15 protein-coding genes are annotated in these 16,242 nt (G+C 61.5%); 3 read left to right on the top strand and 12 right to left on the bottom strand.

Annotated features, from left to right (window positions below; genetic code table 11):
- From E2583_RS11650 to E2583_RS11620, 7 genes are all read right to left on the bottom strand, one after another.
- The coding region (locus E2583_RS11650) for a TetR/AcrR family transcriptional regulator (RefSeq protein WP_291595953.1) at positions 1-578 on the bottom strand (578 nt) is incomplete at its 3' end.
- A 178-nt stretch (positions 579-756) separates the two neighbouring features.
- Positions 757-3,201: a membrane-bound PQQ-dependent dehydrogenase, glucose/quinate/shikimate family gene (locus tag E2583_RS11645; RefSeq protein WP_291595951.1), complete on the bottom strand. Its 2,445-nt coding sequence runs from the start codon at positions 3,199-3,201 to the stop codon at positions 757-759.
- A 222-nt stretch (positions 3,202-3,423) separates the two neighbouring features.
- Positions 3,424-4,416 (bottom strand): branched-chain amino acid ABC transporter permease, encoded by a 993-nt coding sequence (locus E2583_RS11640; protein ID WP_291595949.1) that lies wholly within the window; start codon positions 4,414-4,416, stop codon positions 3,424-3,426.
- A gap of 12 nt (positions 4,417-4,428) precedes the next feature.
- On the bottom strand, positions 4,429-5,313 hold the full coding sequence (locus E2583_RS11635; RefSeq protein ID WP_003057801.1) for a branched-chain amino acid ABC transporter permease: 885 nt from the start codon (positions 5,311-5,313) through the stop codon (positions 4,429-4,431).
- A 48-nt stretch (positions 5,314-5,361) separates the two neighbouring features.
- The gene (locus E2583_RS11630) at positions 5,362-6,558 is read right to left on the bottom strand and encodes an ABC transporter substrate-binding protein (protein WP_003064413.1); all 1,197 of its coding nucleotides are present in this window, start codon (positions 6,556-6,558) and stop codon (positions 5,362-5,364) included.
- A 55-nt stretch (positions 6,559-6,613) separates the two neighbouring features.
- Entirely contained in the window at positions 6,614-7,333 is a 720-nt protein-coding gene (locus tag E2583_RS11625; RefSeq protein ID WP_291595944.1) for an ABC transporter ATP-binding protein, read from the bottom strand.
- A 116-nt stretch (positions 7,334-7,449) separates the two neighbouring features.
- Positions 7,450-8,220, bottom strand: coding sequence for an ABC transporter ATP-binding protein (locus E2583_RS11620; protein ID WP_291595942.1), 771 nt, complete (start codon positions 8,218-8,220; stop codon positions 7,450-7,452).
- Positions 8,221-8,936: 716 nt separating this feature from the next.
- Here E2583_RS11620 and E2583_RS11615 point away from each other — a divergent pair.
- The 3 genes from E2583_RS11615 to E2583_RS11605 are packed head-to-tail and all read left to right on the top strand — an operon-like array spanning position 8,937 to position 10,654.
- Positions 8,937-9,326, top strand: a complete 390-nt coding sequence (locus tag E2583_RS11615; RefSeq protein ID WP_291595940.1) for a hypothetical protein — start codon at positions 8,937-8,939, stop codon at positions 9,324-9,326.
- The gene (locus E2583_RS11610; RefSeq protein ID WP_291595938.1) at positions 9,327-9,854 is read left to right on the top strand and encodes an RNA polymerase sigma factor; all 528 of its coding nucleotides are present in this window, start codon (positions 9,327-9,329) and stop codon (positions 9,852-9,854) included.
- Positions 9,855-9,865: 11 nt separating this feature from the next.
- Positions 9,866-10,654 (top strand): anti-sigma factor, encoded by a 789-nt coding sequence (locus tag E2583_RS11605; RefSeq protein ID WP_291595936.1) that lies wholly within the window; start codon positions 9,866-9,868, stop codon positions 10,652-10,654.
- A 43-nt stretch (positions 10,655-10,697) separates the two neighbouring features.
- Here E2583_RS11605 and E2583_RS11600 read toward each other — a convergent pair whose 3' ends face one another.
- From E2583_RS11600 to nuoL, 5 genes are all read right to left on the bottom strand, one after another.
- The gene (locus E2583_RS11600) at positions 10,698-11,207 is read right to left on the bottom strand and encodes a DUF1178 family protein (protein ID WP_291595934.1); all 510 of its coding nucleotides are present in this window, start codon (positions 11,205-11,207) and stop codon (positions 10,698-10,700) included.
- An 8-nt stretch (positions 11,208-11,215) separates the two neighbouring features.
- Complete coding sequence (locus E2583_RS11595; protein ID WP_291595932.1) at positions 11,216-11,521, bottom strand: DUF2818 family protein; 306 nt, start codon at positions 11,519-11,521, stop codon at positions 11,216-11,218.
- Between the two features lie 56 nt (positions 11,522-11,577).
- Complete coding sequence (gene nuoN / locus E2583_RS11590) at positions 11,578-13,071, bottom strand: NADH-quinone oxidoreductase subunit NuoN (RefSeq protein WP_291595931.1); 1,494 nt, start codon at positions 13,069-13,071, stop codon at positions 11,578-11,580.
- A 24-nt stretch (positions 13,072-13,095) separates the two neighbouring features.
- The gene (locus E2583_RS11585; protein ID WP_291595929.1) at positions 13,096-14,571 is read right to left on the bottom strand and encodes an NADH-quinone oxidoreductase subunit M; all 1,476 of its coding nucleotides are present in this window, start codon (positions 14,569-14,571) and stop codon (positions 13,096-13,098) included.
- Positions 14,572-14,587: 16 nt separating this feature from the next.
- The coding region (gene nuoL / locus E2583_RS11580) for an NADH-quinone oxidoreductase subunit L (RefSeq protein ID WP_291595927.1) at positions 14,588-16,242 on the bottom strand (1,655 nt) is incomplete at its 5' end.

The following is a 16,242-nucleotide window of genomic DNA, read 5'->3' as shown; positions in this document are numbered from 1 at the left end:
AGCAGGCTCTGCCAGGTCGCGGCATGATCCACGCGGAAGCCGGACAGGGCCGAAATCAGATAGTGGACATCGACAGCGGTCGGCTGCTCCCTGAACAAGCCCTGCGCCACGCCGCGCTGCAGGATGCGCTCGATAGGCTCCAGCGCCGCCTTGCGCAACAGCTCGGTCTTGGAGATCTGGCCCAGCATCTCTCCGCTCTGGAAATTCTCCTGCAGCACCAGACGCGTGAACTCCCGGTTCTGCTCGTGATACTCGAAGCTCTTGCGCGCCAGCGCATGCAGCGCCTGCAAGGGCTCCAGCGCATCGAGATTGAGCAGCTCCTCGGACTCGCGGATATCCGAATAGCTCTGCTCGATGACTGCGAGATACACATCCTTCTTGTTACCGAAGTAGTAATACAGCATGCGCTTGGCGCAGCCCGCCCTGGCAGCAATGCGCTCCAGCCGCGCCCCGTCATAGCCGTAGTTGGCAAACTCGGTCTTGCCCGCGTCCAGCAGGGCCTGGCGCATATCGGCCGAGGCCTCGTCTGCCGAAGGCTGCTGGCTCAGTGAATGTTCAGGACCTTGCTGCTCGCTCACGACCACATCTCCATTGACTCAAGCGCGCCAGCGTACATGAAAAAAGGCCCCCACACTTCCCACTGCGTGTGGTCGCAGCCCCTCGGAGAGGAGGCGCTTTTGATCTTGGTGCTGCACGGCGATGAAAAAAGCCATGGCTCTGACGAGCCATGGCTTTTCGGTTCAGTGCCTGCGTCGCTTATTTGTCGCTATCGGGCAATGCGTAGGCAATCACATAGTCACCGCGGTCGGGCGACTGGCGGGCACCGCCGGCCGAGATCACCACATACTGCTTGCCGGTTCTGGGCGACTTGTAGGTCATGGGGCCGCCCTGGCTGCCCACAGGCAGACGGCTCTTCCAGATTTCCCGGCCAGTGGCGCTATCCCAGGCGCGCAGATAGTAATCCTGCGTGCCGGCAAAGAACACCAGGCCGCCTTGCGTCGCCAGCGTACCGCCCAGCGTGGGCAAGCCCACCGGCATGGGCATGCGCATCTTGATACCCATGGGACCCTGATCCTGCACCGTGCCCACAGGCACCTGCCAGACCACTTGCTGGGTCTTCATGTCGATGGCGGTCAGCGTGCCGAACGGAGGTTTCTGGCAAGGGATACCCAGCGGCGACATGAAACGATCCTTGATCACCGCATAGGGAGTGCCGCCCAGCGGTACCTGGCCCATGCCGGTGTTGGGCGCCTCGCCGCCGTCGGACAGCTTGTCCTTTTTCTGCTGGGGCATCATCTGCACCCACAGGCCCAGACGCATGTCGTTCACAAAGATCAGGTTGTTGGTGGGGTCCGCAGACAGCCCTCCCCAGTTCATGCCGCCCAGCGAACCGGGGAAGCTCAGCGACACATCGGTGCCTGGCGCCGTGAACAGGCCTTCATAGCGCATGGACTTGAACTTGATGCGGCAGATCAGTTGATCCACCGGGGTCGCACCCCACATATCGGCTTCGGTCAGGGTCTTGGTGCCGATCTGCGGCATCCCCACGGAAAGAGGCTGGTTCGGAGCATATTTTTCACCGGGAATATGACCGGGCTTGACGGCCATGTCTTCCACCTTGGTCAACGGCTTGCCGCTGTGGCGGTCCAGTACGAAGATCTGACCGGCCTTGGTGCCGACCACCAGCGCGGGGGTGCTTGTGCCGTCCTGCCGAGGGAAGTCGATCAGCGTGGGCGCCATGGGAACGTCGAAGTCCCACAGATCGTTGTGCACGGTCTGGTACACCCATTTTTCCTTGCCCGTGGCAGCATCCAGCGCGAGGATGGAAGCGCCGTACTTCAGGTCCACGGCAGAGCGCGTGGCGCCGTAGAGGTCCACCGAGGGCGAGCCCATGGGCAGATACACGGTGTTGGAGCCGGGGTCGTAGGTCGTTCCCGCCCAGACATTGGCCGATGAGCGGGTGTAGGTCTGGCCAGGCTTGAGCACTTCATTGGGCGTGGCCGATCCGGAATCGAATGCCCAGCGCTGCGCACCGCTCACCACATCGAAGCCGCGGATCACGCCACCAGGCATGTCCACCTGCACATTGTCGGCCACGCGACCACCGACCACCACCGTGGTGCCGGCCACCGTGGGGGCCGATGTCAGGGTGTAGAACGCGGGATTGGAAACAGTGCCGATGCCCTGCTTGAGGTCGACCACGCCATGTTCGCCGAACTCGTCGCAGAGCTCGCCATTGTCTGCATTGATGGCAAACAGGCGCGCGTCGATGGTGTTCATGAGAATGCGGCGCTTGCAGGCTGCGCCGGCAGGCAGACTCACTGCCTGCACGGGCGTCGATCCCGGCACGCTGGGCTGGGCCAGTGCTGCATCCGCATCGAAGTAAGCCAGGCCGCGGCAACGCTCCCACACACCGCCCACATGGGAGTTGGTGTCATGGCGCCACAGCTGCTTGCCGGTATCGGCGTCCAGCGCAATCACGTTGTTGCTGGGAGTGCAGACAAACACCTTGTCGCCCACCTGCAGCGGCGTGGTCTGGTCTTCAGCGCCGGCCCCCGTGGATTGGGGCACATCGCCGGTACGGAAGGTCCAGGCCACCTGAAGCTGGTTCACGTTGTCCGCGTTGATCTGATCCAGCGCGGCAAAGCGGTCGTTGTTGCTGCTGTTGCCGTAATGGCTCCAGTCCTTTTGCTCACTGGCCGCATCCACGGGCTTGCGGGTCACGGCAGACTGGGTCTGCACCTCGGGGTGGATCTGGAACATGGACACAAAAGCCGCCATGCCAGCCAGAAGCAGGACCGCTGCGCCAGCAAACGGCGCCTTGCTGGTCGGGGCATTGATCGACCCGCCAGCCTTGCGCAGCAAAGGCATGCTGGCCAGCACCGCCACGGCGGCAAAAGTCAAGGCCAGCAGCCGCGAAATCAGGCTCCAGTAATCGAGGCCGACTTCAGCCAGCGCCCAAAGCACGGTGGCGGCAAAAGTGGCCAGATAGAACCATGCACCGCTCGCCCGGCGGCGAATCAGCTGCAGGCCGGACAGCAGCAGTCCTAGACCCGCGAGCAGGAAGTACCAGCTGCCGCCCAGGCTGATGAGCTTGCCACCGCCTATCAAGAAGAACAGGCCGGCAAGCGCCAGTGCCGCCCCCAGAACCCAGAGCCAGATGCGCGCAGCCAAGGGCTGCGCCTGCTCCTGATGTGTCATATCGAACCTCGAACGGTATGAGCCCGCGTGCGCACCGACACCCGGTCGCAGCTAGGCATTTTTTTGAATGAGAAAAAAAGTCCATTGTTGTGAGAAATAAAGTCCATCGCTTGCAAACGTGTACCAGCAATTTCAGGAATCTCTGAAATTTCCATTTCCACTTGGAATTCAGGGCAACAAAAAAGGCCGCAGATGCGGCCTTTGGAGAGAGGATAAAGCGCCTTATTTGCGACGCTGCAGCCAGGCGATCAGCTCGCCCATGATGCCCTTGCGGAACAGCAGCACACAGAGCACAAAGATCAGGCCGGTGACGATGGTGACCGACTCGCCCAATGTGCCAAACCACTCCACTCCCGTGGCGTGCGCCAGAAAGGTACCGAACTCGCCGATCTTGTTTTCCAGCGCCACAACGACGGCCGAGCCCAGCAGCGGACCCGACAGCGTGCCCAGACCACCCATCAGCGTCATCAAAATCACGTGACCGGAAGTGGTCCAGTGCACATCGGACAGGGTGGCAAAGCCCAGCACCAGGGTCTTGAGGGAACCGGCCAGACCCGTCAGGGCTGCAGAGATGACAAAGGCCAGCAGCTTGAAGCGGTTGACGTCATAACCCAGCGAGATGGCGCGCGGCTCGTTCTCCTTGATGGCCTTGAGCACCTGCCCGAACGGCGAATGGATGGTGCGCACAATGAGCAGAAAGGCAGCCACCACGATGACCAGGGCCACGTAGTACATGACCATGTCGCTGCTCAGGTCGATCACGCCGAACAGCTTGCCGCGCGGCACGCCCTGCAAGCCGTCTTCGCCGCCCGTGAACTTGGCCTGCAGTGCGACAAAGAACAGCATCTGGGCCAGCGCCAGCGTGATCATGGAGAAATAAATGCCCTGGCGACGGATGGCCAGCCAGCCAAAGATCAGACCCAGCAGACCACCGACCAAGGTGCCCAGCAGCATGCCGATCTCGGGCGTGAAGCCCCAGGCCTTGATGCTGTAGCCCGCCACATAGGCGGCACCGCCCAGAAAAGCCGCATGGCCGAAGGACAGCAGCCCTGTATAGCCCAGCAGCAGATTGAAGGCCGAAGCAAACAGTGCAAAGCACATCAGCTTCATCACAAAAACGGGATAGGCACCGAGCAGGGGCGCGACGATCAGACCCAGCAGCAGCAGGCCGTAGCCCACGGGGGCAATGCGTTGAACAAGCGTCTTGGATTTCATGTCGTGCCCCTCTTATTTTTCTTTACCGAACAAGCCAGCGGGGCGAATCAGCAAAACAATCACCATGATGAAAAACACGACGGTGGACGAGGCCTCGGGCCAGAAAACCTTGGTCAGTCCCTCGATGACGCCCAGTGCCAGACCGGTGAGGATGGAGCCCATGATGGAGCCCATGCCACCGATCACCACCACGGCAAAGACCACGATGATGAGGTTCTGCCCCATCAGCGGCGTGACCTGATAGACCGGAGCGGCCAGCACGCCCGCAAAGGCGGCCAGCGCGGCACCGAAGGCATAGGTCAGCGTGATCATCACGGGCACGTTGACGCCGAACGCCTCGACCAGACGCGGGTTCTCGGTGCCGGCACGCAGATAGGCGCCGATGCGCGTCTTCTCGATCACAAACCAGGTCGCCACGCACACCACGATGGAAGCGACGACCACCCAGGCACGGTAATTGGGCAGGATCATGAAGCCGAGATTGGTTGCGCCTTCGAGCAGCTCGGGCGTGTCGTAGCCCAGGCCCGAGACGCCATACACGGAGCGGAACACCCCCTCGATCAGCAGCGACAGCCCCAGCGTGAGCAGCAGGCCGTAGAGATGATCGAGCTTGTAGATCCAGCGCAGCAAAAAGCGCTCGATCAACACCCCCAGAATCCCCACCAGCACCGGCGACAGGATCAGCATCACCCAGTAGTTGATGCCGAAATAGCTCATGGCCATCCAGGTGCACATGGCCCCCAGCATGAACAGGGCGCCATGCGCAAAGTTGATGACATTGAGCAGGCCGAAGATCACGGCCAGGCCCAGGCTCAGAATTGCGTAGAACGAGCCGTTGACCAGCCCCAGAAGGAGCTGGCTCATCAGGCCGGGCAATGAAACGCCGAAGATTTCCATGAGAGATACGCTGGTGAGGGTGAGGTGTGCATCAAACCGGTGGTGCCATTACTTCCAGAGTGCGCACTTGGTTTCGGCCTTGGTGGTCCAGACCGTCTCGGCGGGCAGCTTGGTCAGCACCTTGAGGTAGTCCCAGGGCTTGGTGGATTCGCTGGGCTTCTTGGCTTCGACCAGATACATATCGTGGGCAAACGTGCCGTCGGGACGGATCACGCCCTTGCCGTAGAAGTCGTTGATGGGCGTGCTCTTGAGGTGAGCCATCACCTTGTCGGCATTGGTGGTCTTGACCGCTTCGACGGCCTTCAGATAGTTCATCACGGCCGAGTAGTCGGCGGCCTGCACATCGGTGGGCATGCGCTTGGTCTTGGCAAAGAACTTGTTGGCGAACTTGCGCGATTCGTCGTTCATGTCCCAGTACCAGCTGGTGGTGTGCAGCAGACCTTCGGTGTTCTTCAGGCCCAGGCTGTGGATGTCGGTCAGGAAGACCAGCAGACCGGCAGTCTTCATGGTCTTGTTGATGCCGAACTCCTTGGCAGCCTTGATGGCATTGATGGTGTCGCCGCCCGCATTGGCCAGACCCAGGATATGGGCTTTGGAGCTTTGTGCCTGCAGCAGGAAGGACGAGAAGTCCGAAGCATTGAGCGGATGCTTGACCGAGCCCAGCACCTTGCCGCCCTTGGCGTTGATGACCTTGGTGGTGTCGGCTTCCAGCGCCTGGCCGAAGGCATAGTCGGCGGTCAGGAAGAACCAGTCCTTGCCGCCGCGATCCACCACGGCCCCCCCCGTTCCCTTGGCCAGGGCCACAGTGTCGTAGGCGTAGTGCACGGTATAGGGGTTGCACTGCTCGTTGGTCAGTGCGGACGAGCCCGCGCCGCTGTTGAAGTGGACGCGCTTTTTCTCGTTGGCGATCTGGGAGACGGCCAGCGCCGTGCCCGAATTGGTGCCGCTGAAGACCATGGAGATACCCTGTGTATCAATCCACTCTCGCACCTTGGAAGCTGCGATGTCGGCCTTGTTCTGATGGTCTGCACTGACCAGCTCGATGGGCTGGCCCAGGGCCTTGCCGCCGAAGTCGTCGATCGCCATCTGCATGGCGACCGCACCGTTCTTGCCCTCCACGTCGGCGTACAGGCTGGACATGTCAGTGACGAAACCGATCTTCACCTTTTCCTGGGCCTGGGCCAGGGGGCTGGACAGACCGGCCACGGCCAGCATGCAAGAGAGAACGCTCAGTTTTGCTTTCATCTTTATCTCCACGGGTTGGGTCTCTGTTGTGAACGAATGGGAGGTGCTTGAAGGCTCAGACGCCCAGCAGCTCGTTGAGCACGGACATCTTCTCGTCCAGTTCGCTGGCTCCGAAGCGCAGGGCGACATGGCCGTGCTCGACCACATAGAAGCGGTCGGCGAGCGGGGCGGCAAAGCGGAAGTTCTGCTCCACCATCACCACGGTGTAGCCTTTCTCGCGCAGCGTGGTGATCATCCGAGCCAGGGTCTGGACGATGACCGGGGCCAGGCCTTCGGAAATCTCGTCGAGCAGCAGCAGACGCGCACCCGTGCGCAGAATCCGCGCCACGGCCAGCATCTGCTGTTCGCCGCCCGACAGACGCGTGCCCTGGCTGTTCCTGCGCTCATAGAGGTTGGGGAACATCTGATAGATCTCGTCGATGCTCATCCCCGGCTCGCCGGTCTTGAGCGGCGGCGGCAGCATCAGGTTTTCTTCGCAGGACAGGCTGGAGAAAATGCCGCGCTCCTCGGGGCAGTAGCCCACGCCCAGGTGGGCGATCCTGTGGGTGGGCATGTGAATGGTTTCCACGCCGTTGATCCTGATCGAGCCCTTGCGCGAACCGGTCAGCCCCATGATGGCGCGCAGCGTGGAAGTGCGCCCCGCGCCATTGCGCCCCAGCAAGGTCACCACCTCGCCAGGATTGACCACCAGATCCATGCCATGCAGCACATGGGATTCGCCATACCAGGCATTGAGTCCCGAAATTTCCAGCGCCGGAGTACTTGTCTTATTCATTCGTCTCACTCAAATCAAGCATGCGCAAAAGCCAGAGGCAGCAAGCAAAGGCCGCCCTGCGGCGAAGCTGCCGTCCCCCTCAGGGGGAAGCCGCGCGAGCGGCACAGGGGGAGCATTCAATGCCCTCCCTGGAGCTGCCCGTCCGTGGTCCCCATATAGGCCTCCATCACCTGCGGATTACGGGAAACCTCTTCATAGCGCCCTTCGGCCAGAACCGCGCCGCGCTGCAGCACGGTGATGCGATCGGCGATGGTGGCGATCACCTTCATGTTGTGCTCCACCATCAGGATGGTGCGGCCTGCAGAGACCTTCTTGATGAGCTGCGTCACGCGGTCCACGTCCTCGTGACCCATGCCCTGCGTGGGCTCGTCCAGCAGCATCAGCTCGGGCTCCATGGCCAGCGTGGTCGCAATTTCCAGGGCCCGCTTGCGTCCGTAGGGCAGGTTCACGGTCACTTCATCGGCCAGGTCCTGCAGACCGACTTCGGTCAGCAACTCCATGGCGCGGTCGTTGAGCTGATTGAGCGTCTTTTCGCTGGTCCAGAACTGGTAGGCCGTTCCCAGCTTGCGCTGCAGGCCGATGCGCACGTTCTCCAGCAGGGTGCAGTGGGGAAAGACGGCGGAAATCTGAAACGAGCGAATCACGCCGCGTCGCGCAATCTGTGCCGGCGCCTCGCGGGTAATGTCTGCCCCGTTGAACTGAATGCTCCCGGAAGTGGGCTCCAGAAACTTGGTCAGCAGATTGAAGCAAGTGGTCTTGCCCGCGCCATTGGGCCCGATCAGCGCATGAATGGAGCCACGCTGCACGGCCAGATCCACCTTGCTGACCGCGGTAAAGCCTTTGAACTCTTTGGTGAGTTGCCTGGTTTCGAGAATAAGGTCGCTCATGCGCTGGCCGTCAGTCCTGAATGCTGCAAAACAAAGAGGCAGCACCTTGCCGTGCTTCCTCTGCCTGAGCGGCATCTTGGTCTTTCATGCTGCAGTGCCGCAGCGGGAAACTCCTAGGAACGCGACAGTGCCCTACTTATGCTTTCCCTAATTCACCACAAGACAAACAGATACAACAGGAGTGACTGCAAACTTCAAACGCATCTCAATATCCAGTCACTCGAAAGACCGCTGAATCACCTGGAATGCCGGCATCCGCCCCGGAACTCCCAAAAAAGCTTATGCCTCATATATATTGCGCTATCAAGTTTAATAAGTTCGGGCGAAATTCGCGGTACTCTGGCAAGCCTCCCCAGATTGGCCCTGATGCCGTAAACCCTGAGTCTCTCAATTCCCACTGGATGAACCGGGTTACTAGCCCAAACCCCGCAAATATGCTTGCTATTTGTCGTCCTTCAAAACTATTAACGACAAATGCGCCCTGACTCGCCATGCATTTAAAAGCTGCTTGTGCTGTCTCATCGGGGTTTCCCATCAATCTGCCGCTGAAATCCATATTCAACGGGTGACAGCCGCGACCCAGACATCGGCCCGGCGGTTGGGAGGACGGTGTCTGCTGGCGTTGCCGCGCAACGCTTGAATTCGGGCGCGAAAACGCATGGAATAAAACCCCGTGCAGCACTGTTTACTGCAGGTCAACCACAAGGAGAGACCTCATGTTTCGCATCGCTTCCCTGACGCTCGCTTCTGCCGCCCTTCTGGCGGCTTGCTCGACCGGTCCGGTCGCCCCGGCAAAGTCCCCGGCCACCACGCTCAACGGTGTGCTGGTCGGACCGACCCAGATGACGCTCTACGTCTTTGACAAGGATGCCGCCGGCTCCGGCAAAAGCGTCTGCAACGGCGGCTGTGCCACCAACTGGCCACCTTTGACAGCGCCAGCGAATGCAGCACCGATCGGCGACTGGAGCGTGGTGATGCGCGACGACGGCAGCAAGCAATGGGCGTACAAGGGACGCCCCCTCTATCACTGGGCCAAGGACGCCAAGCCGGGCGACAAGACGGGTGACGGCTTTCTCAACAATAGCTGGCATGTTGCCAAGCCTTGAGTGAAGATCGACGCCGCCCTGGTCCATATCCCCCGCCTGCGCCGCTATGCACGCGTGCTGGCGGGCGATGCTGTACTCGCCGACGATCTGGTGCAGGACACGCTGGAGCGCGCCTGCCAGAAATGGGCCCTTTGGCGGGCGCCGGCCAACGCCTCGGCCGAGCAGACGCAGAAAGCCTTGCTCGGCTGGCTGCTGACCCTGATGCACAACCTCTATGCCAATCAGTGGCAGCAGTCGTCGCGCCATCGCCTGGTGGAGCTGGACGAGGCCCAGGACGCGGCGCACGACCCCATGCCCAGGCTGACGCTGCAGCTGGACCTGGAGCGGGCCCTGTCCCATCTCACGCCCCAGGCACGCGAGGTGCTGCTGCTGATCGGCATGGAGCAGTTCAGCTATCAGGAAGCCGCCCAGATGCTGGACGTTCCCGTGGGAACGGTGATGTCTCGCCTCTCGCGCGCCCGCGAGCAGCTCAGGCGTCTCATGGAAGGAGAAAGACCCGCGACGACCGTGTTGAGGGCTGTCAAATGAAGGAAAGTGCAATGACACCCCTGCGCCCCGATGACGCCACGCTGCATGCCTGGGTGGATGGAGAGTTGCAGCCCGATGCCGCTGCGGCGGTGGCGCAATGGCTGGCCGAACACCCCGATGAAGCAGCGCGCATGGCCGGCATTCAGGCCCAGAATGCCGGCCTCCAGGCTCTGCATGCGTCCTTGCTCGAAGAGCCGGTGCCGCCCCGGCTCATCCGCTCACTGCAAAAGCCGTCGCTGCAGTGGCGCTGGCCACATGCGCTGGCCGCCGGCATCATGCTCAGCGTGGGCCTGGGACTGGGCTACGGTGCGGGCCGACAGACATCGGCTTCGCAGGCTGCCGCGCCGCTTGCGCAGTTGCCGGGTTTTGTGCGCGAGGCAGCGGCAGCCCATGCAGTCTATGTGCCCGAGCAGCGCCACCCCGTCGAGGTCGCGGTACAGCAGCAGGCGCATCTGGTGCAGTGGCTGTCCAGGCGGCTGGGCGTTGCGCTCAAGCCGCCGGTGCTGGAAGCCCAGGGCTTTCAACTCATGGGCGGGCGACTGCTGCCCGGAGAAAGCGGCCAGGCGCGCGCCCAGTTCATGTACGAGGATCAGGCCGGCCAGCGCGTCACCCTGTATGTCTCGGTGCTCAAGGCCGAGGCGGAGTCCAAGTCCGCCCCCGCTTCCTTCGAATGGAGCAGAGACGGAGCCAGCCATGGCTTTTACTGGATAGAGGGCCGGCAGGGCTATGCGCTGAGTGCTTCGCTGCCGCGCGAGCGGCTTCAGGTGCTGGCCGATGCGGTCTATCGTCAGTTGAACTGAGACCGCAACTCTCACCTCCTGCGGAGGAGCAAACGGGACGATCTTATTGCAGACTGCCGCTGCCGCCCTCGCCGCTGGCCGACTCGGGCAAGGCCAGGGGCAGTACGCCAATGCCCTCTTCGATCAGCTCCATGGCCTCGCGGGCGCTGGTCTGACCGCGAATGGCGCGCTCCTCGGTTTCACCATAGTGAATGCGACGCGCCTCTTCGGCAAATTTCCTGCCGACATCCTCGCTGCTTTGAGCGACCTTGCGCGACCACTGCATCCATGCAGCCTGCATGGACTGCAGATAGGCGCGTGCCTCGGCACTGATTTCGGGGCTGGCGGCCCTCGCCGGCGCTGCGGCAGGGGCCGGATGCGGGGCCTGGGTTGGTTGGGGAGGCTGGGCGCCCAGATTGAGGCGGGGAGCACTCAGGCGTTTGGTCACATCGCTATCGCCGCAGACAGGGCATTGCACCAGCCTGCGCTGCAGCTGTTTCTGAAAATCATCTTCCGAAGCAAACCAGCCTTCGAAGACATGGCCTGCAGGGCAGTGAAGATCAAGCACTTTCATGGCGCCACTCAACCCTTGCGGTGAACCAGATAGCGATAGACAAAGCCGGGAAATGCCAGCGTCAGGAACAGGGTAGCAGTGATGGCATAAAACTCCCAGCCCTGGGGAGATATCTGGCCGGCGCGGCGCTCCAGCAGCAAGCCCAGGCCGCCCACCAGCACATACAGGGCAAGCATCTCCAGCAGGCGCACCCACAGCGGTTTGCGACCGGCCATGACAGGGCCGACAATGCCCAGACGCTGGTTGATAAAAGGCAAATTGGCTGCCACAAGGGCAGCCAAGATGATGAGCCAGATAGAGGCGGTTATAGACACAAAGCCATTCCTAGAAAAAGCGATGAGGGCATCGAGCCCTCATCACGTTCGTCTTGTCAGGAAGCCAGGGCACGCACAACGGCGTCAGCACACAAGGCCATCAGACCGCCAGGCAGGATGCCCAGCAGCAGAACCAGCGCACCGTTGATCGTCAGCACGACGCGCACGTCCAGAGGGGCAGACACGCTGGTCGCGGTGATTGGAGCATCAAAGTACATGACCTTGACCACGCGCAGGTAATAGAAGGCACCGATCAGCGACATGATCACGGCAAACACGGCCAGACCGATGTACAGGCTGCTGCCCGAAGCGACCAGGGCCTGCAGCACGGACAGCTTGGCGTAGAAGCCGACCAGGGGCGGAATACCGGCCATGGAGAACAGGCAGATGGCCATCACACCGGCGTACAGCGGGCTGCGCTGGTTCAGGCCGGCCAGATCGGCGATTTCTTCGCTTTCAAAGCCTTCACGGGCCAGCAGCAGGATCACGCCGAAGGAAGCCAGAGCGGTGAGCACATAGGTCACGATGTAGAACATCGCCGAGCTGTAGGCATTTTCGACCGTGGCCGGATCCACCTTGCCGTCCACCACACCCGACATCAGGCCCAGCAGCACAAAGCCCATCTGGGAAATCGTCGAGTAAGCCAGCATGCGCTTGAGGCTGGTCTGCTGCAGGCCGGCCAGATTGCCGATCAGCAGCGAGCAGACGGCCAGAACCATCAGCATCTGCTGCCAGTCGATGGCCAGCGGCAGCAGTCCGTCCACCAGCAGGCGGATGGTCATGGCAAAGGCGGCCAGCTTGGGTGCTCCGCCGATCAGGGCGGTGATGGCCGTAGGTGCGCCCTGGTAGACGTCGGGAACCCACATGTGGAAGGGAACCACGCCCAGCTTGAAGGCCAGACCGGCAACCACGAAGACCAGACCGAAGACCAGCACCTGGTGCTTGATCTCGCCGGAATTGATGGCCTTGAAGACCTGGCCGATATCCAGCGAACCGGTGGCTCCGTAGAGCATGGACATGCCGTACAGCAGGAAGCCGGAAGCCATCGCGCCCAGCACGAAATACTTCATGGCGGCCTCGACGGACACGGTGTGGTCGCGGCGCAGAGCCACCAGCGCATAGCTCGACAGGGTCAGCAGCTCCAGGCCCAGGTACAGAACCAAGAAGTTGTTGCCGCTGATCATGATGAACATGCCCAGCAAGGCCAGCATGGACAGGGTGAAGAACTCACCGCCACGCAGCATGTCACGCTCGGCCGCATAGGGGCGACCGTAGACCATGGTGATCATCATGGCGATGGTGGCGAAGCACTTGAGCCAGTTGCCCATGGCGTCCGAGACAACCATGTTGCCCCAGCCGTAGAAGGTATTGCCGCTTGCGGCGTACATGCCCTGCATCACCGCTACGACAAGCAGGGTGAGCATGGTCAGAACATAGGTGCCGGTGCGACGGGCACTGTTGATGCCCAGGTCCACCAAGGCAATGACGCAGGCCATGACCAGGAGAGTGATCTCCGGGTAGATCGCCAGCCAGCTGATGTTGTCAATCATCTCGTGTCTCTCGTTTCAGTCTGGTCAGTTGAGCTTGCTCACAGCCACATGCTTGATGAGCTCTGCCACAGACACATCCATCACATCGGTGAAGGGCTTGGGATACAGACCCATGACCAGCACAGCCGCAGCCAGCACGCCCAGCACCAGGAATTCGCGGCAGTTGATGTCCTTGAGTTCGGCCACATGGTCGTTGGCCACGTCACCCAGGTACACGCGCTTGTACATCCACAGGGTGTAGGCGGCGCCGAAGATCAGGGCGGTTGCCGCGCCCAGACCAATCCAGAAGTTGTACTGCACGGCGCCCAGGATCACCATCCACTCGCCAACGAAACCGGCAGTGGCAGGCAGGCCGCAGTTGGCCATGGCGAACAGCAGGGCAAAGGCAGCGAACTTGGGCATGGTGTTGACCACGCCGCCGTAAGCGGCGATCTCACGCGAGTGAACGCGGTCGTACAGCACGCCGATGCACAGGAACATGGCGCCGGACACGAAACCGTGGGCGATCATCTGCACCAGGCCACCGGAGATGCCCAGGTTGTTGAACATGAAGAAGCCCAGGGTCACGAAACCCATGTGCGCCACGGACGAGTAAGCCACCAGCTTCTTCATGTCCTTTTGCACCAGGGCCACCACACCCACATAGATCACGGCAATCAGGGACAGCGTGATCATGAGGCCCGACCACTCGTGCGCCGCATCGGGAGCGATGGGCAGCGAGAAGCGCAGGAAGCCGTAGGCACCCAACTTCAGCATGATGGCCGCCAGCACGGCGGAGCCGCCGGTAGGTGCTTCGACGTGAACATCGGGCAGCCAGGTGTGGACCGGGAACATGGGCACCTTCACGGCAAAGGCGGCGAAGAAGGCGAAGAAGATCAGCGTCTGCGCCGTGCCGGACAGGGGCAGCTTGTGCCAGTCCAGGATCTCGAAGCTGCCGCCCGACTGGGTGTACAGGTAGATCAGTGCGACCAGCGTGAGCAGCGAGCCCATCAGGGTGTACAGGAAGAACTTGAAAGCCGCATAGATACGGTTCGGGCCGCCCCAGATACCGATGATCAGATACATCGGGATCAGGGTTGCCTCGAAGAACACGTAGAACAGCATGCCGTCCAGCGCGGCGAACACGCCGATCATCAGGCCCGACAGGATCAGGAACGCGCCCATGTACTGGTTCACGCGCTCGGTGATGTTGGCCCAGGAGGCAATCACCACGATGACGGTGATGAACGCCGTCAGCGGCACAAACCACATGGAGATGCCATCCACGCCCAGGTGGTAGTGGATGTTGAAGCGCTCAATCCAGAGCGCATTTTCCACAAACTGCATATTGGCAGTCGTGGTGTCGAAGCCGGTGACCAGAGGAATGGTCACCGCAAAGCCGATCAGTGCACCGATCAGGGCCAGCCAGCGCACTGCATTGGCCTGCCCTTCTTTGCTGAAGGCCAGCAGGAGGGCGCCAAAAGCGATCGGCACCCAGATAGAAAGACTCAACAAACCCATTTTTGTTTTTCCCCTACTACTTGTTGAGCCACACGAAGTACGTCATGAGGGCAACGATACCCAGCAGCATGACCAACGCGTAGTGATAGAGATAGCCTGTTTGCAGGCCGCGCACCCACTGGCCGAACTTGGCCATGAGCTTCCAGGAGCCGTTGACGATGGCGCCATCGATGATGGCCTGATCGCCGGCCTTCCAGAAGAAGGTACCGAAGGCACGGGCGCCGCGGGCGAAGATGTTCTCATAGACCCAGTCCACGCCGTACTTGCCCTCCAGAACCTGGTAGAGACCGATCTTCTTGGAGAAGGCCATGATGGCGGCAGGAATCTCGGGCTTGACCATGTAGAACACATAGGACACCAGCACACCGGCCAGAGCCAGCCAGAACGGCGCAGCCGTGAAGCCGTGCAGTGCCATGGGCACCCAGCCGTGGATCTGCTCGGCCAGTTCGGCCATGGCGCCATGCTTGGAGCCATCGACGTGGATCACGCCCTTGAAGAAGTCGCCGAACAGCATGGGCATCAGCGCAATCGCACCGATCACCACCGAGGGAATGGCCAGCAGCATCAGGGGGCCGGTCACCACCAGAGGCGACTCATGGGGCTTGCCGCCATGACCATGGCCGTGGTCGTCATGACCGTGGTGGTCGTCATGGTGCGCATCGGGGTTCTGGTCGTAGCGTTCCTCGCCGTGGAAGACGATGAAGTACAGGCGGAAGGAGTAGAAGGCCGTGATGAACACACCGGCCAGCACTGCGAAGCTGGCAAAGCCGGCTGCGGGCAGGTTGGAAGCGTGAACCGCCTCGATGATGGCGTCCTTGGAGTAGAAGCCCGAGAAGAAAGGCGTGCCGATCAGCGCGAGGTTACCCAGAAGGAAGGTGATCCAGGTGATGGGCATGTACTTGCGCACGCCGCCCATCCAGCGGATGTCCTGGTTGTGGTGCATGCCCATGATGACGGAGCCGGCACCGAGGAACAGCAGAGCCTTGAAGAAGGCGTGAGTCATCAGGTGGAACACGGACACCGAATAGGCCGACACGCCCAGCGCAATGGTCATATAGCCCAGCTGGGACAGCGTGGAGTACGCGATCACGCGCTTGATGTCGTTCTGGATGATGCCCAGGATACCCATGAACAGCGCCGTGATGGAGCCGATCACCAGGATGAAGTTCAGCGCAGCATCCGACAGCTCGTACAGGGGAGACATGCGCGACACCATGAAGATGCCGGCCGTCACCATGGTCGCCGCGTGAATCAGCGCGGAGATAGGTGTGGGGCCTTCCATGGAGTCCGGCAGCCAGGCGTGCAGCGGGAACTGTGCCGACTTGCCCATCGCACCGATGAACAGGCAGATGGCAGTCACGGTCACCAGCAGCCAGCCCGTGCCGGGCAGCTGGGTGTTCTGGATCTCGGGCAGCTTGGCGAAGATTTCGGAGTAGTTCAGCGTGCCGGTGTAGGCAGCGATCAGGCCGATGCCCAGAATGAAGCCGAAGTCACCCACGCGGTTGACCAGGAAGGCCTTCATGTTGGCGAAGATGGCCGTGGGCTTCTTGTAGTAGAAGCCGATCAGCAGATAGGACACCAGGCCCACGGCTTCCCAGCCGAAGAACAGCTGCAGCAGGTTGTTGCTCATGACGAGCATCAACATGGAGAAGGTGAACAGCGAGATGTAGG

This window comes from Comamonas sp., assembly GCF_009360615.1.
Classification (GTDB): Bacteria; Pseudomonadota; Gammaproteobacteria; order Burkholderiales; family Burkholderiaceae_C; genus Comamonas.
Note: the sequence above shows the minus strand (reverse complement) of the source record. Positions and strands in the feature narration are given on the sequence as shown.